Below are 18,657 nucleotides of genomic sequence, written 5' to 3'. Positions count from 1 at the left end.
CGGCATCGAAGGCTCCTCTGCTGGTCAAACGACCGCAGAGGTTTGTCGTGAAATAATGCGAAGCAAAGACCATCAGATAACGGCGGAATTCTGCGGATTTCAGACGCTAAAGCCGCGTTCCTTCACATTATCGATACCTCGCGATTACTGAAATTATGGCGAGGTGAGCATAATTTGAGCCACGATGCCACGTATGCTGCATGATCGGCTCGCGGATGGTGGGCGATCCCGAGGTCCGCGAGCACGAACGATGCTGTCAGTTCAGCGCAAATTTCCTCGATCGCCAAGCTATCGCGCTTGAAACGTTCGGCGAAGTTGCGGTCAAGCCGGTGCTTTGCCCCTGTGGCGTGGGCTGCCTCATGCAAAAGCGTGCCCATCTGTGCTGATGCATCCCGAAACGAGGCAAAGGTGGGCATGAAGATGTGATCGAGGTCGATCCGGTAGTGCGCATCGTAGGCGCCCTCGGTGATCGGGATCTTGAGGGCCGCGACGAAAGCTTCGGCGTGCTCGAACCGCTCGCCCTCGGGTAGAACTGTGACAGGTGCGGGCTCATAGCCCTCGACCTGGGCGAGGTTGAACACGGTGAATGCCCGCGCGAACATGCGACCGGTTCCGGCTTCGCCGTCGTCATGATCATCGTCCGCGCCCGAGGCGGCCTGCTTCCAGAACACAACCGTCGTTCCGCGCTCACCCTTGCGAACCTGTGCGCCAAGCGATGCCCACTGGCGATAGGTCCCCCAAAGACCGCTGGAATAGGCAGCCGCTTCGGCGGCAACCCAGAGCGCGAGCACGTTGACGCCGCGATAGCGGCGGCGGGAGGTGACGTTTTGCGGTCGGGTGGTGGCAGCGCCATCATGGTGCCAAGGCATGCGCCAATCGCCGGCACCGACTTCGATGGCAGATACAATCTCGGAGGTGATGCGCGAATAGACGTCGGCTCGCGGCATCGCAGGGTAGGATCGGGACATGGCAGGTCTCCACGACGGCGGAGGGCAACTCTCTTCCGCTCCTTCAGCCCGTCACCCGAAACCAGCCTCCTCTCCCTCTCCAGCCGCACCGGTCTGAGGTGTGGCGGTACCCGGTGCGATCTGTCGCGCAACAACAACCGTGCCTCATCAGCACCGCGCTGCCATGCCGGGCGATGCCGTTCGGCGATGCAGGCATTGGGGCAGCGGACCGGTTCGCACATGGCGATCATTGATCCGGTCGCGCCTGGTTCCGAAATCCGGTTGAGGCACAGGGCAGTTGCCGGATCAAAGAAGCAATCGGCCAGCGGGCCGATATGCAATGTCCGTGCGAGACTGCCCAGCATGGTGCGCAGACGTGGCCGGCCGGCGATCATGGCAGGTAGCGGTGCCAGCTCGTGGGCGGCAGTATCAAGCGCAGCTACGACCCTGTTCGCGGCAGGTCGCCAAGGCGCGCGCCACTTTGCCGCTCATCAAAGTAGACGAGGACATCGTCGATCTGGCCGAGCGCACGCTGGGCTTCGATCTCTCCCCGAAACCCCGAATGGCTGCTGCCGGCATAGCCTTCGAAGGCCGCAACACCGGCATGCTTGTACTGGATCATACCAGCTATGGTTCCAAAGGGCCGGTTGGCGATGTGCCAGGCGATGGTGCGGCGAAACTGACGCGTGGTTAGACGCCATGCTCGGCCGTCGGGACCGGCAGGAATGACGGGTGCCTGCGCGGATCCAAATTGGTCGTTGAGATGATCGCGGAACCGGTTGAGTTGCCGGACTATCTCCGCAGAGACGTGCGTCTTGGTATTGGCCCGAAGCGTGAGGACTGGCCACAGGGTCGTTGTTCCCCGCGCCTGTCCGGCCAGCGCGGAAAGGCGTTCGAGGACATCGATGGCTTCAGCGACCGGTGCGATGGTAACCCACTCGGTCTCCTCGCCTCCGCCGCCGCCGCGCTTGCCCTTGTAAGCGGTGGACTTGATACGATGCCGCAAGGTCGCACCGTCTTCGGCTCTGGTAATAGACCGGCATCCCCGCTTCATGGCCTGAATCTCGCTGTCCCGCATGCCCGAGAGATAGGCACACACGATATAGGCTGCGGACTGCAGCATGACCTCCTCGAGGGGCAGAACCTTGCCATCGAAGCGGGTGCGCCAAGGCAGGCCAGTATCGGGATCGGCCGAAATGGGCGTACCCATGCCGCCGATCTCGGTGCCGAGTTCTGCGATGGCAGCGGCAATAAGGTCTGGTGCACCGGTGGCCAAACCAAGGTGCATGGCGGGTTCGGCCTGCGCGTTGATACCGGCATGGAGATGGATCAGGTGGTAGTTGATCGGCGGCGTGACTGCGCCGCTTTGCGGATCTGTCCGCGTTGCGCCGTTATGTGCCGTGGTCCAGATCGGAATCCCGCGCCCTTGCTGCCGCAAGGCTGCAACATAGACGATGAGGCGTTGGCGTTGCCGCAACCGGCGAGCAGCGGGATCAAGACCTTCCTCAGCGGCAATCAGACGGTCGCGCGTTGCTTAGAGGCGATCGAGTTCCGCCCGTGCGGCGAGGATATCGCCTGCATAGCAGGTCACGTAGCGCAACGACCAGGAGAGGAGCGGCGTCATGATCGCTTCGGGAAGCCATTCAGCAAGGCGAGCGCGCGGCTGCTTCCGCACGGATATTGCCCTCATCGGGCAAGAGCCAGCATGCTGCTACCGATGCATCTACGACAAACGGCATTAGTAGCGATGGCCTTCGTGACGCGCAGCCAGAATGTCCGAGACCGCGATGCTAGGCATGGTTTCGCGAAACATTGCGATTTGCGCCATGGTGCGCTGGACTTCGTCAGCGCGCTGCTCCGCCTCAGGCACAAGACGCGCGATGGCACGGCCATGCCGGGTGATGATAATGGTTTCACCGCGCTCGACCTCGCTCAAGAGCTGGGGCAGGTAAGCCTTTGCATCGGAGGATTGTAATTCACGCATCGCAAGCCACTTTCAGTTGGTCAATCTGACTGATCCATCGATGGCATGATGGGGCGAATTAGCAACATCAAGGAGGTCTGAGGTGAGCGCCGTCGACGGTGCGTGCACGTGGACTCATTCACAACGCGCACTTGTGCAGGGTAGCCAGAACCCAGCGCAAGCGCGCGATGCTGGAGCGTCTGGAGAAGCGCGCTTGCGCCATTGGCAGGAAGCCGGTTCGCGCGCACTACTGACAGCCGTTGGCTACACTTGAAAAGTGTCCAGATTTGGACTATATCCCGATCAGGAGTAAGATGATGGCGCAACCTGATTCAGCAGTCAACGAAGGCACGGCGGCAGGAGGGCTCGATCTCTCTCGCTTTGCGCCGCTCAACCGGCGCCGGTTGAGCGCACCGGGATTGCGCACATTTCTGGCCATCACTGATCTTTGGGGGTTGAGTGAGGAGCAGCGTCGCCTGATCCTCGGCTATCCGTCGCGATCCACCTATCATAGCTGGTGCAAGCATGCCCGTGAGCATGGCGCTTTCACGCTGGATGTGGATGTCCTGACGCGAATTTCGGCGGTCTTGGGCATCCATCAAGCCCTGGGCGTGCTTTTCGGTGACGAGCATGATGGCGTCAATTGGCTTTGCCAGCCGCATGACGCGCCGACCTTCGGGGGCCATCCGCCACTCGACCTAGTCGCCAACGGCACGCAGGATGGCCTGATGGTCGTACGCCGCTTCCTCGATGCCGCGCGGGGCGGGCTCTATATGCCACCGAGCGCCGCCGATGCCAGCTTCGCGCCCTACGAAGACGGTGAGATCATTTTCCAGTGACCCCGCGCTTTTCGGAGGCACCCCAGCCCGGCTTTCGGTTGGTTCCATCGCGCTTTCCCCCGATCGGACTGTTCGACACGGTTTCGACAGCTGCGGACGCCGCCGCGGTGATGGAACTGGCGGGATGGACCAACGACAGGCTGGTCGCCGCGCGGATCAATCGCCTGCCGCGTGATCAGTGGGTTTATGGTCGCCCCAATGCCAGCGTTGTGATGGCGAGTTTCCTGCATGTCGCGCCGGGCGGTATGCGGTTCAACGGGCCTGATCTTGGCGCCTGGTACGCCTCACCCGAAACCGAGACGGCTGCAGCCGAGGTCGCGCACCATTTGCGTCGCGAGGCAATCGCGCGAAATGTGCCAAGCATGAAGCGGGTCTATCGGACCTATTCCGCCACGCTGCTCGGTGATTATTGCGACATCCGCGCTCTTCAATCCGATTACCCGGACCACTATCGGCATGACAGCTACGAGACCGGCCAGAGCTTCGGCGAAGGCGTGCGCAAAATGGGCGGGGCGGGCATCCTCTATGACAGCATGCGTCGACGTGGGGGGTGCAACATCGCCGCCTATCGGCCGGCCAATGTCACCGATGTCGTGCAGGCAGACCACTATGAGATCAGCGTGGAAGCCCATGGAAGAGACATCGTGGTCAAGCGCCTGAAAGCAACGGCATGACGACAACATCGGCCGCCAACGCCGCACGGTGAAATCCTCTCGCGTGGACAATATTCCCTGCTCCTCACTCATTACAGCCCTGCCGCCTGACAATCCGTGAAATGAGAGGAGAGGGGCTTTGCCTGTGGCGAGCCAAACGGCGTTTGTGCCTGTCGGCTCGTCAGGAAGCCCCCTCTCTTCTTTACACTGCCATGATCACGCCTCTGCGTGGTCAGCTGTGCAGGGCTGCAGAGTATTCAGCTCTGCGTCTTGAGAATGTCCCGCGTCCGCCTCAGCGCATGCATCAATCCGGGCACCAGCCTTCCCTGCGTATTTACAGCTGCAGTGAAATCCTCGAACACCTCGATCGGCAAATTTGACGTGGTCAGCCGCTGTTCGATATCCTGAGCATGCAGAAGAGCCGCCTGACGAATGAAGTCTGCAACTTTAATTCCCATGGTGCCGGCCGCTGACGAAATCCGTTCTACATCAGAACGGTGGAAACGCCCCTGCTTGCGGGCTTCCATCTTGCCCGGCGTCAGCGCTACGGTTTCAAGGGAAAACATCTTGGATTCCTGCAGGTTCCTGGCGACGATGATCGGGATCATTTAACGGTAGCTCCTCGCAGCATCAGTAGCGCGCTGACACGAAGATCCCATCGGATCGAAGCGAGACCGTTAAAAATGTGCGGGGATCGGATTACGTCCAGCTTTGCGCGCGCGCTGATCCATGCGTTCCAGCATCGCGCGCTTACGAGAGGTTCGGGCTCCTCCTTTGTTGCGAAGTGCTTCGACGGCCGCAGCATCATCTGAAAGCCCCAGTTCACGCTTGCGCTGCTCGGCCTCCGTAATGAAGGCGTAGAAATCAAAACGCATATTCCGCCTCCTTCATTCCCGCAAAACACTGAAATCGAGAAGGCCCAGATCGCCGCCCTCTTCATTCACTCGCCGCTTCAAATACTCCATGTCGACCGATTTAGCCATCGCCAAGAGCATCTGCGCTTGTTGCATCCGGCTATCATCGCTTTGGCTTGCAACTGCATGCTGGCCCAACCGATCGGCTATTATATCCTCGAATGCGGGTAACGTCAGACTGTTCTCGCCCCGGAAGACGGGCTTGAGCACACGCGCCCAATCCGCCCGTCCATCGAATGCAGGACCTGAAACCAACTCAACGCCGTATTCCGGAAAATCAGGATGATAGTAGCCGCCTAGCAGCCTGCCTACACGCGCATCGATCGTGAAACCCGCGGCTTCCATGGCCCGAGCAAACGCCGCATCATTGCCTGCGATGATGTCGAAATCACCAGACATGAACGCGCCCGCAGTTAAAATCGCTGTAGCAGCTCCACCGACCAGAATGGGAGAAATCCCGGTTTCCGCCTCATATCGGGTGAAGGCCTCCGCAAGCTTTTCAAGCAGCGTCACGTAGTCAGTCGGAAACGACACATTCCACCTCGTCATTGCAAAATGATTATCGGCCAACTTATACTCTGCAAGCAAGCCCCTTGCCTGACAGCTTCCATTACAACAAACGGCACCCTTCATGCGGCCGTGGCGGAATGGTAGACGCCGGGGACGTAATCCCGCCGTCCGCACCAAGGTGGGCCTGTAGCTCAGCGGTTAGAGCTGGCCGCTCATAACGGCTCGGTCGCAGGTTCGAATCCTGCCGGGCCCACCAATTTGGTTTCCAGGAAGTCCGGTCGGGTCGCTGAATGCGAAAGTTCGTATTCTCCGACCAGGCGGTCCGCTGGAATATGCCAGCTATGATGCAGCTTTCTGATCATCCCCAAGGTCAGCGGCCGGCGACGCTTCAGAATTTCGCTAGCACGGCTTTTGCCAATGACCTTGGTCAGATCGCTCAAGGAGCGACCGTTCAGTTCCATATCCGCTTTGATGGTATCGACAGGATCGAGATCCTCCACCGGCCAGCGCCTGGCTTCGTAGGCATCGACTAGGGTCGCAAGGATATCGAGGCGGTTGAACTCCTCAGTCCCTTCCCTGGCATCCCACAGACGCCCGATTTCCTGCACGGCCTTGCAGTGATCCGCGTCCGACCTGATGGGAAAGATATCCATGTCCTACCTCCTCAAAACACGCTGATCGTCAGGGCCTCGATCGCATCGTACTGCTTGTGCGTGCCGATGAACTTCACGAAGGCAATCTGCGCCTCGAATTTGAAGGCAACGATCAGCCGGTAATTGCCCCCGGCTACCTCGAAACGTACGCGTTCGGCATTCAGCGCCTTTGCCTTTGAGAACAATGCCTGAACTTCACCAGTGCTCTGCCACTGAGCGCTTGAGACGACCGTAATCCAATGGACCAGAGACGCCTTGGTTTCAGGATGCACTTCCCAGAACACAACCAGATCTGAACTGGCGACAAGTCTCATCCACAGCGCCTAACAATTCCCATCACGGGAACCAATGAGAAATTCCCGTAATGGGAACCCGAATGAACGAAGCGGCCCCTTCCCCGACAGGAAGAAGCCGCTTCACCCGTCACCGCGCAGCCTGTCAGGAGAGCTCAGGCTGCACGGGCCTCCGGAACGGGATCGAGGCCATCAGCGCCGGAGGTCTCGATTGCCGAATCACGGTTGCCATCAGGCACGTCAGCCGCGTTGCCTGCAGCCTCTGTGGGACCATACTCACCAAACCGCATCACCTCGGGCACCCAGGCGAGCGCCCGATCGCGGATCTCGACTTCGGTAATAGTCGCCCCGGCAAAGATCCGTTCAGCGCTCATGGCGAGGTCGCGCTTCTTTACCGAAGCGAAGCGGCTCGAAAGGTCTGGCCCACCGACATCGCCGAGCGCGTCGAGAATGACCTGCTTGGATACCCTGTCAAAATAGTTCGCCGCGGTCGGGCGCCACCAGCGCGCCATATCGATGCCGACAAGGCCGCCAAGGTGATCGATGAACGCAATACGCCGGTCGCCATCGAGGTTCAGACTGGCTTCGAGCGTACGGCCAACCAGAAAACCCAGCCATGCGGCGCGGGCCTCGTCATCGAGACTGCGGAACAGATCGAATCGGGCAGCGGGATTTTCACCTGTGCGCCAGCTTTCATCGAGACTGGCCCGCAACTCGGCCAGCCCAGCGCTGGCTGGGGCATCGATCGGCTCGAAGCCGACGATCGGCCCGTTCGGCACCCCGCCGCGCAAGGTCGAAGCGGACTTGTTTTTCCAGTCGGTCGTCTCTGCATCGGCGAGTGTGAAGACCAGCACATCGAGTGCGAGCGACGGATCGGACGCAACGTGGAGGGACAACACATCACGTCGCTGCATGGCGAGTTCATCGACGAGCCGCTTCGAGAGGACGGAGCGGCGGGGACCGGTACCACCCTTTTCCGTGACAGCCTCGACACTGCCATCAGCATCGTCGTCATCCGGTCGCGCAACGCATTCACCATAGAAGACCGGCTGCAGCACGGGCGTCCCGTCGCGGCCGAGCGTCAGGATCATGCCCGCCTGCGGGCGCAGGTCCGGCGCGATAACATACGGTCGATCCCGAATGGCGCGCGCTTCCTGGTCGATCCGGTCGATTTCGGTTTCGGCGGCGGCGATCGCATCGTCGTCGCTCTCTTCGTCTTCGAGAATGGCTGCCTCCACGTCGTAAGCGGCATCGAGTGTTTCAAGCCGCGCGACATCCTCGTCGGACAAGGGCGCCGGTTCGCTGACGAGGCGTGTAAGTCCCGTCGTCAGTTCGTGGCTCGCGTAGTTGTCGAGCGTAGGGCGAACCCAGGCAAGGCCGTGTTGTTCCGCTAGGGCGCGCGCTTCGGCTTCCATGCGCGCGGTCGCAAGCTGTTCGAGCAGGCCGACGTCAAGCCAAGCCTCACTGTCCTCATCGTCGAAGAGTTCGCGTTCGACGCGGCCACCAGCGGATTCATAGGCCTCGCGCCCGACAAGCCGCGCGCGCGGATCGTTTCCGCGAACGGTGTCGGAGAGGACCATCCGGCGGATGCTCGCCGCGTTGAGTGCGTAATGCGAGATGGACAGCTGCCCGAATACACGCGCCTGAATCTCTCGATCGGATGTCGCGCCAAACGCCTTGGCAGTGTCCAGCGTGATTTCACCGGCCGCCAGCGCATCGAATACGACAGGCGCTAGGTTCGCGAGCCGCAACCGTCCTTCGACAAAGCGGACCGTCAGCCCGAAACGCCGGGCGACATCTTCGGCGCTTGCACCTTCGGATACCAGGGTGGCGAAGGCCTGCGCCTCGTCGGCCGGGTTCATGTTCAGTCGCTGGAAGTTTTCGGCGAGGCTCGATTCAACAGCGGTCGCATCATTGGCATCGAGCACGAGGCAGGCCACCGGGTGATCGCGCGGCAAAACCTTGTCTTCGGCGAGCGCCTGCAACGCCTGGCGACGCCGTTCGCCGGCTTCGACCGTGTAGCGCCCTTTGGGCGCAGCGCGGACGACGAGGTTCTGAAGCAAACCCACCGCAGCGATGCTGGCCTTGAGTTCCGCATCGGCGCAAGCATCCGAATGCTTGCGCACATTGCGCGGAGATGGCGCGAGCTTGTTGAGGGGAATTCCTGAAATCATGAACTGGCTCCTGATTTGCGAGCCCGATTGCGCCGACCACCGGCCTGCCAGGCTCACACCCCCGCTCCCCCTTCCCTCTCCTGGCATTGTCACTCCTGCCGCTCACCGGCGCGGCCTCCCATTCGAGAAAGGGCGCATAGCTGGACGAACCCACCTCACCGGGTTAATCGTGTGCCGACTTTTGGAGGGCCAATCACGATGAACACCGCCGAACTTACTGACGCCGTCGCTGCCAGCGAAGGTCTGACCAAGACCGATGCGCGCAAGATGGTCGATGCCGTTTTTGCCGCAATCGCTGATGCGGCCACCAAAGGTGACGAAATCTCGCTGAATGGGTTCGGGAAGTTCAAGATCAAGGACACGCCGGCGCGCGAAGGGCGTAACCCTTCGACCGGAGCGACAATCCAGATCGCTGCATCGCGCAAGCTGACTTTCGCGCCGGCCAAGGCGGTGAAGGACAAGGTCAACGGCTGATCGATCGGGCGCCCGGTCCTACCGGGCGCCCAGTCTACTTCGTGCGAATGGACGACCGACCTGGGCATTGTCAGCCCGACGATGCTCGAAGCGGACCAAGAGCGGCTCGCGGTCGATTTCTGGCTCGAAAAGGATCGCGGCCGCCGGTTCGCGATGTGGGCACTCATGTACATCCTTGGCAATGCCCCCGATCTCGATGTCGCATTCAAGGATGCCGCCGACCAGAACGCTGCGCGCGATTTCATGGACATGCTGGGCCGCGTGACAGACGCCTGAGTCAATCAGGCCCGGAAAACGATACGCGAAAGCTCGTTCTCCGATGCGGGCGGGACGCATATTTGCACGTCGCGATCTGCTTCAATGGGACCGCACGCGCTCTTGAAAATCAACCTTTAAGGTGTATATGGCGTGGCGGTAAAGAAAAGGCCCCATCACGACCTTGCCGCCATTCAGGCCAGATTCTGTGATGTGGAAGGCCTGGAAATCACGTTGAAGGCGACACGTGATGCCCAGGCCTTGGGTTACTCGCTCGAGGATGTAGTTGACGTCGTACAGGCGCTTGAACCGGGGGATTTCGTGAAGTCGGAAACGGCCCACACCCCTCCGAATGCGAGAATCTGGCACGACAGCTGGGCACCCGCAAAAACCCCGATTCCGATAAATCAGATCCATCATATTCAATGACTTGGATCCTGGAAACTTAGGAACCCCGAGGTTATTGCGGGTGCCAAGCTATCGCATCCCGTTCGATGGACTGTGGCTCTATCTGAAATTCGCCGGTGAAACGTTGATCGACATCGTGTTGACGTCGTTCAAGGAGGCATGACCGTGACGCAGACCCGCATTCACCGGGAAACCGGGAAGGTCCTGAGCCGTTCCGTGCGGTCGCAGGCGATCAGCGTCGGCTCGCTCTCGCGCACGGTCGAGGTTCCGGGCTGGTATCCCGACGACGACAGCGATTCGATCCATTCGGGTGCCGACCTTAAACTGCTTGATGGCGCCTTTGAAGAATTGCGCGCTGCCTATGCCGCACGCGTCAGGTCCGTACGAAAAAAGCTCCGTCTAACGCAGGAAGAGGCCGGCCGGATCATCGGCGGTGGTCGTCGCGCATTCCAGAAATATGAAAACGGGTCCACACCGCCCAGTGATGCTGCTGTAGGTCTGCTGGAAATTCTAGATCGCCATCCTGAAGAGGTGGAAACATTGCGGACGATCCGTGCTTCAGCTTTCGCCTCTGGATCGCTAGCGGATCAGATCGACTATCGGCAATCTGGGCGGACCAAGGCCAAGCGAAGTCGCACAATCGCTGCGTAGCAGAGAATAGGGACGCAATTTACCCCTGATATCGACACACCGCTCGACTGCTGATGCACACAGGGTGCATATTCTGCAAGCGATTCAGCGCGGTTCGCACTTGCAGCATTTAGATGCACAGAGCAGACGAAGGGTGCCTTTCAGGCATCCTCTCCCAAACCTTTCAAGGCCGGTCGTAAGATCGGCCTTTTCTTTTGGCAAAGCCGTGCAGTACCGCCAAACCGCCCATAAAGGTCGCGTGGTCATGCTCACGCCTGACGGCATGACCACACCCTTGGTTTCAGGCGCTCATTGCCAGAATTGCTCGCCCCAATCCTGTTGGTACTGGAAATTCACTTGGACTGACGCTATATACCGTCAGTTATTTTGAAATCGAGATGTGAAATGAGTCTGGAAGCCTATGTCAGCCGAGGTGTGTTCGATCCCAAGCGGATTGCCGCAGCGCTGTTGACGAGTTCAGACGATCTCGCCCGGTCGGCCGGCCTTGGCAAGGATGCGATCCAGCGTGCAGCTCGGGTGCGCCAGCCCCGGATCCAGCGCCGCCTGCGTGAACTCGTCGAGGTGCTTAACAAGGTGGAGCCGCGGTTTGGTTCACCTTTGGTCGCCTACGCCTGGTTTCGATCCCAGGTTCTTCCCGGCTTCTCGGGACAGACGGCCATGCAGCTGGTTCAGGCTGGCCGGGGCAGCGATGTCCTCGAGTATATCGATGCAGTCGACGCCGGCATTCACGCCTGACCACAATCAGCTCGTTTCATGGAATTCATCGGAACGCTTTACCGTGCCCTGAACCCGTTATGGGCACGCGAACCCTTGTCAGGTGAGGGTGCCGCGCAGTTTGGTGGGCGTTTCAATGCCAGGGGGACACCCGCACTTTACACAAGTCTTCGTCCTGAAACGGCGATGCGCGAGGCCAATCAGGCAGGCGCGTTTCAACCAATCACACTGGTTGCCTATGCGGCCGAAATCGAGAAGGTCTTCAACGCCACCGACACAGGTGCGCTGGCATCAATCGGGTTCGACGCTGCCATGCTTGCCGATCCATGTTGGCGTGACACGATGTTGACCGACAAGATCTCTGGGACGCAGCGGCTTGCACGGAGCTTGATTGAGCAAGGATTCTCCGGGATGCTCGCGCCCAGTTATGCGCCGCAGGCAACAGCAGAGGATCGCAATCTGGTGCTATGGAGTTGGGGCACCTCGCTTCCCGCCAAGTTGCGCCTGATCGACGATCAAGGTCGCTTGGGCTACCTTCCGTCATGACGAGCCCCATTGGGTAGGCCCGAATAGCGCCGTATTGCTACTGAGGCGCAAGAGATGGATCAAAGATCTGCCTTTTGGCGCAGAGCATCAAGCCAAGTACGTGACACTGCTTCCACTGTGTCGCGGAGCATGCAGATCGCAGATCTGATCGCCTGCAGATCATCACTGCTGATCGCATAGCTGGACGAATATCGCGCCTCGACATAGGCGCGCCTGGCCAGCTCGAAACGGCGCCGGTCCAGCTTGGTGGCGCGCGGCCAACATTCGATCAGGCGTGGCTCTTTGTCTTCAGCAAGCGAGCGCAGAAACTTAAGGTTGTGCGAGCGCGGCACGTAATGGCTGCGGACGAGCAAATAGCAGATATAAGCGCGTTCGGTCGCTTGATGCAGTGTAAACGCGGCAAGGTTGGGGTTATTTCTTTCGAGATAAAGTTCAGCGCCAGCGAGAAGGTCGTCGATTCCTGGGAACCATTGGTCAAAATACGCCTGCGCCATCGTATAAGCGTCAACCGGAGCCAACGGCTTTGGCATGGCTAGTGCTGAACCCGGCAACTCATACAGAGCGATTCCATCCCGGGCGATGTCGACCCAGAAATATTCCCCGCGCGTCAGGCCTTGATTTACCTCATCGAGCGTATGGACGATGATGTTTACAGGCCGCCCGATTGCCGGATCACGCAGGATCCTGTCCTCGGCAACGTACCAGTATTCTGCAATATCGGTCAGATCCGCGTGGCTAACGATGACGAGCAGGTCGTAATCGGACTGGTAGCCATTCTCCGGCTCATCAACCCAGTCGGCCCGACTATAACTGCCAAACAGAATGATCTTCTGGATCTTGCCGTTCTTTTTCCAGGCTTGCGTTGCGCGTGATATCGCGGTTGCAAACTCGTCCATCAGGATTTGCGTCACTCGGTCCAGCTCGTCCTGCTGGGCCAACGGCAGATGATCAACGTCCATTTTCACGCACGGATTCTTGCGCGGTACGCCAGTTGACGCAAGCCTTCGTTGCAATCGCCCGGGATAAGGCTGCCGGTGCCCAAAAACTTTCACCAAATCAGCGATATCTTGCATTGCAACATAATCGCCCCGTGATAGGAATATTCACGCAACATTTGGACGATCCAAGGTCCTGAGAAGCCGCGGTGCCTCCAACCTGGACAGCGAAAGGGCGATCGGCAGGATATCGGCAATTGGAGATGCTCCCTTCCGTCGTGGCACAGCCAGGCCACCATGCAGGCATCAACGCAAACACTACTTGGTCTTGTCGAGAGTGCAGGAAGTCGGGACGAATTGAGCCTCGTCATGAACGAGGTCACACGGGCGCTGGGCTTTCAGTATTTTGCCCTTACCCACCACGTTGACCTGCCCAAGGCTGGCGGCACTGCCATCCGGCTGCACAACTACCCCGACAAGTGGGCCGACCATTACGATCGACAATCGCTGTCACTGAGTGATCCTGTCCATCGCGCGAGCCAGGTTACAGGGTTTGGGTTCCAATGGTCGAGCATGCCCAGGCTGATCCCTCTTGGCCGTGGAGACCAGGCGATTCTCGAGGAAGGCCGCCGCCAAGGGATCGGCGATGGCTACACTGTTCCTGTCAACATACCTGGGGAAGCCTGCGGCTCGTGCACATTCGTGAACCCGCGGGGCGAAGCGATGCCGCTCGAATTCCTGCCACCGGCGCAGGTGCTCGGTGCCAAGGCTTTTGAAGTCGCGCGGGGAATCTGGTTTCCACAAATGTCTTTGGAACGCCGGCAACGCCACATTCTGACCGAAAGGCAACGCGACTGTGTATTGTGGGTCGCACGCGGCAAATCCGACTGGGAGATCTCCAGAATTCTCGGAATTTCCGAGGAGACCGTCGCCCAGCACATTCGCATGGCCTGCGACCGGTACGGCGTGAACAAGCGTGTGGCCCTGGCCTTCTGCGCCGTGGCCGATCGAACAATCACGATCCATGACGTGGGCCCGTGGGTCTATAACTCTTTTCCGGGATAGCCCGCCCGGCCCCCATGAGGTGATCCTTGCCCCGACCCCACCGGTCAAGGAGCACTTCTGTCATGCTGAACATCATTTCGCCCGGCACCGAGCCGGATGCTGCGGCCATGCGCGCCATGTTTGCCGCCCGAAAATCGGTTTTCGTCGATCTGCTCGGATGGGATGTGCCCGTCCTCGATGGGCGCTACGAGGTCGACCAGTTCGACAACCTTCATGCATGCTACCTCGTACTGACCGATGACGCCGGTGCGCATCTTGCCTCGGCGAGGCTGTTGCCAACGGTGCGCGACGGCATCCTGTCCGGCCTGTTCCCGATGCTGTGCGACGGCCCGCCACCTGCCGCGCCTGAGATCTTTGAAATCACGCGGTTCTGCCTCGACCGCAAACTGCGAGCGAGCGAGCGCCGCATGGCCCGCGACGCCCTGGTGGTTGCGCTGACAGACTATGCGCTGGCTAACGGCATTTCCGCCTATTGCGCGGTCGCGGAGACCGCATGGCTGGGCCAAATTCTCAAATTTGGCTGGCAATGTGAGCGATTGGGGGCTGTTTGTAATGTCGACGGCGAGCACCTTGCGGCCGTACGGATCGTGATCGAACCGCATACCCCTGCCCTGCTGGCAGATGCGGGCATTCGCGCCTCCGGCTTCTCCAGCGTATCCAGCCAACTTGCGGCGTAAAGAAAGGAGACCGTCATGAATGCACCGCATTCAGATCTCGCGGCGACGCAGATCGACCGCCATGCGCTCCAGTTGCTTTCCAAAGGTTTCACTATCGTTCGAGGGGCGCTGCCGCTGCGGACGATTGCCACGCTCGACGAGGATCTTGCCGAGCCATTCGAACAGACACCGTTCGGCACGGGCAATTTCTACGGCACGACGACGAAACGCTTCGGCCGCTTGCTGATCCGCTCAGAGCATGTGCGAGCACTGGTCTGCCATCGCCTGGTCCTGTCGGTTGTGGAACGGGTGCTTTCGCCATGGTGCGACAGGATCCAGCTCAACACCACCCAGGCGATTGCGGTCCATCCCGGCGCGCCGGCGCAATTCCCGCATCGCGATCAGGACATGTGGCGCGGGCCCGTCGGCGAAATCGAATACCTCGTCAACGTAATGTGGCCCCTGACCGCATTCACGCGCGAGAACGGCGCAACCTGCCTGTGGCCGGGGAGCCACGGGGCCCATGCCCTTGATCCCGAGCCGGGCGGGAATGCTGTCGTCGGCGAGATGGCCCCCGGTGCGGCGCTCATTTTCCTGGGTTCGACCCTCCACGGCGCGGGTGCCAACATGTCCGCCATGACGCGGCGCGGAATTGTTATCGGCTATAGTCTGGGCTGGCTCAAACCATACGAAAACCAGTGGCTTGCTTATCCGCCCGAGATCGCCCGCACTTTCGACCCTGAACTCGCAGCCCTTGTCGGATATTGTCAGCACCGGCCCAATCTCGGGAATTTTGAGGGCCAGTGCCCTTCGGTTCTCCTGGGGGACTACGACGGGCGGCCGCTCGGGGCGATAGACGCGCTGCGGCCAGACCAGATGGCGGCTGCAAGCACCTTTGCAGGTCCGCAGGCTGCGGCATGAGCGCTGGACCGACAGCCGAACGGATTTACGAGAGCCTTCGGCATCTGATCGTCAGCCACGGCTTCCGACCAGGTGACAGGCTTGACGCAGCCTATCTGGCCCAGAGACTTACATCGAGCGTGACCCCGGTCCGCGACGCGCTCAACACTCTGGTCGGTGAAGGACTCGTCGAGTCCCGCAGGGCTGGCGGATTCTTCGTGCCGCCGCTGGATGAGCCTGCGCTCAAGGACATGTATGCCTGGGAAGCGCAAATCCTGCGCTTGGCGCTCAAGAACTCGAGATTGGTCAAACCCGGTGGCACGGGCGGCGTGTCACAGTTGCCTTACGCCGATCGGATTGCAGAGGTCTTCATGTCAATCACGAAGGGCTCGCCCAACCCGGAACATACAAAGGCATTGGGAAACCTTGGCGCCCGATTGCATGCGGTGAGGACGCTTGAGGTCGATATCGTCGATGGAGCCGGCGCGGAGCTTGGCCATCTGGAATATGCCCTCGATCTTGCAGACCGCGCTGCCCTGCGCAAGCTACTGCATCTGTACCATCATCGCCGGACACTGGCGGCGGCAAGGCTGGTCCGCGCAGCCTATCGGACGGGCTGACGGATGGGCCTCAACAATCGCGAAATCAGCGCCGTATATAATTCAGATCGCGAAGCGCCGCTCATAGCCTGAACGTGACTGCAATTGTGCGGTCAGTTGAAGGAGTGACAGCCATGGAACGCAATCACGACGATCAGGTCGAACAGATCGAAGACCTCGGCGCCGCCAGCATCGAAACGCTCGGCGCGCCCGGCAACCAGATCGAGTTCGGGGTGATCAACCGCGTGCTCGGTATCGACGCCGAGTAACGCAGGTGCAGGCGCGCAGGATTCAAACAGCCCCGCGCGCCTGTTTGCCCGAAATCCCGACATGATAACGCTCTCCAGCCATGATCCCGGCCTCAACGGGAAAGGACGCTATCGCCTTACCGATGGTGTCGGGGTCACGGCGTTCGATGGGTTCGTCCTTGTCCTCGATGTTCGTAACGACCGGTACTGCCGACTTGGCGGGGGCGCAGCGGCTATGCTGTCTTCCCTGCAGGCTGGCGGAACCATAGCGGACGACGCGCGATCCACTGACATGCTCGAGGCAAAGGGATTGATCACGCGAGACCCGGCGCCAGTAAGTAAATCCTGGATCGCACCCGGCGTGATTCCGCGGCCGTCTACCAGTTTGCTTGAAACAGGCGCTGCGCCTGCCGCGACATTCGCCGATGTCGCAGACATGATGTGGGGCTGCACCGCGACCCGGCTGCGCTTGCGGGTGCAATCGCTTCATCACATTCTCGTGGGATTACCCGCAATACCTGCAAGGCGACCAGCCAAAGGTCTTGTCGCGCTGGCTCACGCGTTGGACCGTGCCCGACGCATTTCGCCATTCAAGCCACGCTGTCTGCCCGACGCTATCGCGTTCGTACGTCGCGCACGACGGCAGGGTCATGTCGTCCACCTTGTCTTCGGGGTAAAGGCGTATCCTTTCGAAGCCCATTGCTGGGCACAGGCAGACGAGACCGTACTTACCGATCCCCTCGATCGCGTGCTGCGCTTCGAACCGATCCTCGCGCTATGAACCCCGAGCGCTATCTCGCCGTTATCGGATCTCATGGTCCCACAGACTTGCTGAAGGCTATCGAAGCCAGGATCGCGCTGTTTGGCCTCGTTCGGTGCGACATTGCGATGGGGCTGACAGTGTTTGCGCGCGCGGACCTACCGATTGCTGCAAGTGTTTCCGGTGTGGTGATCGGACAGCACTTTGGCGACACCGCCAAGTCCCCCCGAGACCCAATGTTCCCGGAAGTCCTCACGACGCGAACGTGGGGCAACTATTGCGCCATCGGCCTTGACCGGCAGGGTGCCGCGTCCTGGATCCTTCGTGCCCCACTCGGACATCTTCCGGTCCTTTTACGGCAGAAGGGACCGCTTCTGTTCGTTGCTTCACACGCTGACCTGCTGCTTGATGCCGTCGGCGAACAACCGGAGCTCGACTGGACTTTCGCGGCCCAGCACCTTGCCTACGCCCATCTCCAAACCGAACGAACGGGGATTGTCGGAGTCGAGGAGCTCTTGCCCGGTGAAATGCTGTTTCAAACGGCAGCACAACTCTGGCGGAGGCGAACCATGAGGACATCATTCCAGTCCTGGCCACTGATTGGCGGCGGGCGAGTCAGGATTCTGCGCCCCACTCGGGCGTGCGCCGCGCGAGCCCGCTTTTCCGCAAGTTTGCCGCCGTGATCGGCATCAATGAAAAGGTGGAGTTCGGTGACGCTATCGGGAATCGATACGGAGCCGAAACGTTCGTTGCCAAGTGTGGCCCAGCACGGAACGCCAAACAGTTTGGATGCAGATAACGCGGACTCGATTCCCTCAGCTAATCCCAGTTGACCTGTAACCTTCCCACCAAGGCGGACGGCTCCCGCGCCCGGTTGACCGAGCGCGCGCTTCGGCTTGTCGATGCGCGCGATCTGATTTGTCTCCGGATCAAGAAAAGTCCGGTGAATGGCAACCAACCCATTGTCTGATCGGACTGCAGCAATGATGGCTGCCGGATAGGTCGTAAATGGTTTGGGATTGACTGGGCAGCGGGGATGGAAGCGCAGTCCAGATTCTGTTGCCTGAAGTTGGCGGGAAGCGAGATAGTTTTCGCCTAGGGTGCCAGTCAGAGGGCGAGTTTCTTTCCAAATCTTTGACCAGTTTCCCGCTCGAGAAGGCCTATATTGAAAAGGTTCGGGACACCCTCGCAGGGGAATCCGGCGTAACTCGCGCAAAATTGCCCTGCGGTCACATCCGGCAAAGCATTTTACAAGGATTGCCCGATCGCCTTGCCGGAGCGACAAGCTTGGTGTCCGATCATCGTGGGATGGGCAACAGCACATGGCGGTGAGGCCATGCCACGTACCTCCAAGTATTTTGACGATTTGCAGCAGGTTTTGAGACGGTTTGCGGGTGATCAGGGTCGTGTCCCATATGGTGGTGTAGGTTCGCCGGCGTAGCCTTAGCGATCTCCGGCCAAGCCGGGTTGATCATGCTGCCATAGGGGGCAACGTGATGA

The 18,657-nt window shown here is 60.1% G+C and carries 27 protein-coding genes and 1 tRNA gene; 16 read left to right on the top strand and 12 right to left on the bottom strand.

Annotation, left to right across the window (positions count from 1 at the left end; all coding sequences use genetic code 11):
• Nucleotides 1-122 precede the first annotated feature (122 nt).
• The 4 genes from B7X90_RS12825 to B7X90_RS12810 form a co-directional block, all read right to left on the bottom strand.
• Complete coding sequence (locus B7X90_RS12825; RefSeq protein ID WP_292625028.1) at nt 123-968, bottom strand: ArdC-like ssDNA-binding domain-containing protein; 846 nt, start codon at nt 966-968, stop codon at nt 123-125.
• 418 nt (nt 969-1,386) lie between these two features.
• On the bottom strand, nt 1,387-2,424 hold the full coding sequence (locus B7X90_RS12820) for a hypothetical protein (RefSeq protein ID WP_292625027.1): 1,038 nt from the start codon (nt 2,422-2,424) through the stop codon (nt 1,387-1,389).
• Between the two features lie 57 nt (nt 2,425-2,481).
• Nucleotides 2,482-2,622, bottom strand: coding sequence for a hypothetical protein (locus B7X90_RS12815; RefSeq protein ID WP_292625026.1), 141 nt, complete (start codon nt 2,620-2,622; stop codon nt 2,482-2,484).
• A 63-nt stretch (nt 2,623-2,685) separates the two neighbouring features.
• Nucleotides 2,686-2,931, bottom strand: coding sequence for a type II toxin-antitoxin system prevent-host-death family antitoxin (locus tag B7X90_RS12810; RefSeq protein WP_292625025.1), 246 nt, complete (start codon nt 2,929-2,931; stop codon nt 2,686-2,688).
• Nucleotides 2,932-3,227: 296 nt separating this feature from the next.
• Here B7X90_RS12810 and B7X90_RS12805 point away from each other — a divergent pair, with 296 nt between their 5' ends.
• Both B7X90_RS12805 and B7X90_RS12800 read left to right on the top strand, forming a co-directional pair.
• Complete coding sequence (locus tag B7X90_RS12805; protein WP_292625023.1) at nt 3,228-3,749, top strand: MbcA/ParS/Xre antitoxin family protein; 522 nt, start codon at nt 3,228-3,230, stop codon at nt 3,747-3,749.
• On the top strand, nt 3,746-4,423 hold the full coding sequence (locus B7X90_RS12800; protein WP_292625022.1) for an RES family NAD+ phosphorylase: 678 nt from the start codon (nt 3,746-3,748) through the stop codon (nt 4,421-4,423). Before B7X90_RS12805 ends, B7X90_RS12800 begins: the two co-directional genes overlap by 4 nt.
• Before the next feature lie 236 nt (nt 4,424-4,659).
• Here the strand turns inward: B7X90_RS12800 and B7X90_RS12795 are convergent, their stop codons facing one another.
• The 3 genes from B7X90_RS12795 to B7X90_RS12785 all read right to left on the bottom strand — a co-directional run bounded on the left by B7X90_RS12795 (nt 4,660) and on the right by B7X90_RS12785 (nt 5,904).
• Nucleotides 4,660-5,010, bottom strand: a complete 351-nt coding sequence (locus B7X90_RS12795) for a DUF1778 domain-containing protein (RefSeq protein ID WP_292625020.1) — start codon at nt 5,008-5,010, stop codon at nt 4,660-4,662.
• Nucleotides 5,011-5,079: 69 nt separating this feature from the next.
• Complete coding sequence (locus tag B7X90_RS12790; protein WP_292625018.1) at nt 5,080-5,277, bottom strand: hypothetical protein; 198 nt, start codon at nt 5,275-5,277, stop codon at nt 5,080-5,082.
• A gap of 12 nt (nt 5,278-5,289) precedes the next feature.
• Complete coding sequence (locus B7X90_RS12785; RefSeq protein ID WP_292625016.1) at nt 5,290-5,904, bottom strand: hypothetical protein; 615 nt, start codon at nt 5,902-5,904, stop codon at nt 5,290-5,292.
• A gap of 102 nt (nt 5,905-6,006) precedes the next feature.
• Here B7X90_RS12785 and B7X90_RS12780 point away from each other — a divergent pair.
• Both B7X90_RS12780 and B7X90_RS12775 read left to right on the top strand, forming a co-directional pair.
• Nucleotides 6,007-6,082: transfer RNA gene (locus B7X90_RS12780), tRNA-Ile, on the top strand.
• Between the two features lie 34 nt (nt 6,083-6,116).
• Nucleotides 6,117-6,359 (top strand): hypothetical protein, encoded by a 243-nt coding sequence (locus tag B7X90_RS12775; RefSeq protein WP_292625014.1) that lies wholly within the window; start codon nt 6,117-6,119, stop codon nt 6,357-6,359.
• Nucleotides 6,360-6,490: 131 nt separating this feature from the next.
• Here B7X90_RS12775 and B7X90_RS12770 read toward each other — a convergent pair whose 3' ends face one another.
• Together B7X90_RS12770 and B7X90_RS12765 are read right to left on the bottom strand one after the other, a co-directional pair.
• Nucleotides 6,491-6,793 (bottom strand): type II toxin-antitoxin system HigB family toxin, encoded by a 303-nt coding sequence (locus B7X90_RS12770; protein WP_292625013.1) that lies wholly within the window; start codon nt 6,791-6,793, stop codon nt 6,491-6,493.
• Nucleotides 6,794-6,927: 134 nt separating this feature from the next.
• Nucleotides 6,928-8,946 (bottom strand): ParB/RepB/Spo0J family partition protein, encoded by a 2,019-nt coding sequence (locus B7X90_RS12765; protein WP_292625012.1) that lies wholly within the window; start codon nt 8,944-8,946, stop codon nt 6,928-6,930.
• 198 nt (nt 8,947-9,144) lie between these two features.
• On the opposite strand from B7X90_RS12765, the gene B7X90_RS12760 reads away from it, so the two are divergent.
• The 6 genes from B7X90_RS12760 (at nt 9,145) to B7X90_RS12735 (ending at nt 11,994) form a co-directional block, all read left to right on the top strand.
• Nucleotides 9,145-9,420, top strand: coding sequence for an HU family DNA-binding protein (locus B7X90_RS12760; protein ID WP_292625010.1), 276 nt, complete (start codon nt 9,145-9,147; stop codon nt 9,418-9,420).
• A gap of 60 nt (nt 9,421-9,480) precedes the next feature.
• Complete coding sequence (locus tag B7X90_RS12755; RefSeq protein WP_292625030.1) at nt 9,481-9,696, top strand: hypothetical protein; 216 nt, start codon at nt 9,481-9,483, stop codon at nt 9,694-9,696.
• A gap of 132 nt (nt 9,697-9,828) precedes the next feature.
• The gene (locus tag B7X90_RS12750; RefSeq protein ID WP_292625008.1) at nt 9,829-10,104 is read left to right on the top strand and encodes a type II toxin-antitoxin system MqsR family toxin; all 276 of its coding nucleotides are present in this window, start codon (nt 9,829-9,831) and stop codon (nt 10,102-10,104) included.
• 138 nt (nt 10,105-10,242) lie between these two features.
• Nucleotides 10,243-10,734, top strand: coding sequence for a type II TA system antitoxin MqsA family protein (locus B7X90_RS12745; RefSeq protein ID WP_292625006.1), 492 nt, complete (start codon nt 10,243-10,245; stop codon nt 10,732-10,734).
• A gap of 384 nt (nt 10,735-11,118) precedes the next feature.
• Complete coding sequence (locus B7X90_RS12740; RefSeq protein ID WP_292625004.1) at nt 11,119-11,469, top strand: hypothetical protein; 351 nt, start codon at nt 11,119-11,121, stop codon at nt 11,467-11,469.
• An 18-nt stretch (nt 11,470-11,487) separates the two neighbouring features.
• Entirely contained in the window at nt 11,488-11,994 is a 507-nt protein-coding gene (locus B7X90_RS12735) for an RES domain-containing protein (RefSeq protein WP_292625002.1), read from the top strand.
• A gap of 59 nt (nt 11,995-12,053) precedes the next feature.
• On the opposite strand, the gene B7X90_RS12730 is transcribed toward B7X90_RS12735, so the two are convergent.
• Nucleotides 12,054-12,953: a HEPN domain-containing protein gene (locus B7X90_RS12730; RefSeq protein WP_292625029.1), complete on the bottom strand. Its 900-nt coding sequence runs from the start codon at nt 12,951-12,953 to the stop codon at nt 12,054-12,056.
• Between the two features lie 273 nt (nt 12,954-13,226).
• Between B7X90_RS12730 and B7X90_RS12725 the strand changes: the two genes are divergently transcribed.
• The 6 genes from B7X90_RS12725 (at nt 13,227) to B7X90_RS12700 (ending at nt 17,178) form a co-directional block, all read left to right on the top strand.
• The gene (locus B7X90_RS12725; protein ID WP_292625001.1) at nt 13,227-13,994 is read left to right on the top strand and encodes an autoinducer binding domain-containing protein; all 768 of its coding nucleotides are present in this window, start codon (nt 13,227-13,229) and stop codon (nt 13,992-13,994) included.
• A gap of 62 nt (nt 13,995-14,056) precedes the next feature.
• A complete protein-coding gene (locus tag B7X90_RS12720; protein ID WP_292624999.1) occupies nt 14,057-14,671 on the top strand; it encodes an acyl-homoserine-lactone synthase in 615 nt (204 codons plus the stop codon).
• Nucleotides 14,672-14,686: 15 nt separating this feature from the next.
• Nucleotides 14,687-15,571, top strand: a complete 885-nt coding sequence (locus tag B7X90_RS12715) for a phytanoyl-CoA dioxygenase family protein (RefSeq protein ID WP_292624997.1) — start codon at nt 14,687-14,689, stop codon at nt 15,569-15,571.
• The gene (locus B7X90_RS12710; protein ID WP_292624995.1) at nt 15,568-16,170 is read left to right on the top strand and encodes a GntR family transcriptional regulator; all 603 of its coding nucleotides are present in this window, start codon (nt 15,568-15,570) and stop codon (nt 16,168-16,170) included. Before B7X90_RS12715 ends, B7X90_RS12710 begins: the two co-directional genes overlap by 4 nt.
• Before the next feature lie 113 nt (nt 16,171-16,283).
• Nucleotides 16,284-16,418, top strand: coding sequence for a benenodin family lasso peptide (locus B7X90_RS12705; RefSeq protein WP_292624993.1), 135 nt, complete (start codon nt 16,284-16,286; stop codon nt 16,416-16,418).
• A 61-nt stretch (nt 16,419-16,479) separates the two neighbouring features.
• Entirely contained in the window at nt 16,480-17,178 is a 699-nt protein-coding gene (locus tag B7X90_RS12700) for a lasso peptide biosynthesis B2 protein (RefSeq protein WP_292624991.1), read from the top strand.
• A gap of 365 nt (nt 17,179-17,543) precedes the next feature.
• On the opposite strand, the gene B7X90_RS12695 is transcribed toward B7X90_RS12700, so the two are convergent.
• Together B7X90_RS12695 and B7X90_RS12690 are read right to left on the bottom strand one after the other, a co-directional pair.
• Complete coding sequence (locus B7X90_RS12695) at nt 17,544-17,696, bottom strand: hypothetical protein (protein ID WP_292624989.1); 153 nt, start codon at nt 17,694-17,696, stop codon at nt 17,544-17,546.
• Complete coding sequence (locus tag B7X90_RS12690) at nt 17,693-18,115, bottom strand: toprim domain-containing protein (protein ID WP_292624987.1); 423 nt, start codon at nt 18,113-18,115, stop codon at nt 17,693-17,695. The genes B7X90_RS12695 and B7X90_RS12690 overlap by 4 nt, the downstream gene beginning before the upstream one ends.
• Between the last annotated feature and the right edge of the window lie 542 nt (nt 18,116-18,657).

Source organism: Novosphingobium sp. 17-62-19 (assembly GCF_002256775.1).
Taxonomy (GTDB): Bacteria; Pseudomonadota; Alphaproteobacteria; order Sphingomonadales; family Sphingomonadaceae; genus Novosphingobium.
The sequence above is the reverse complement of the archived record's forward strand: the minus strand, read 5'-3'. Positions and strand labels throughout refer to the sequence as shown.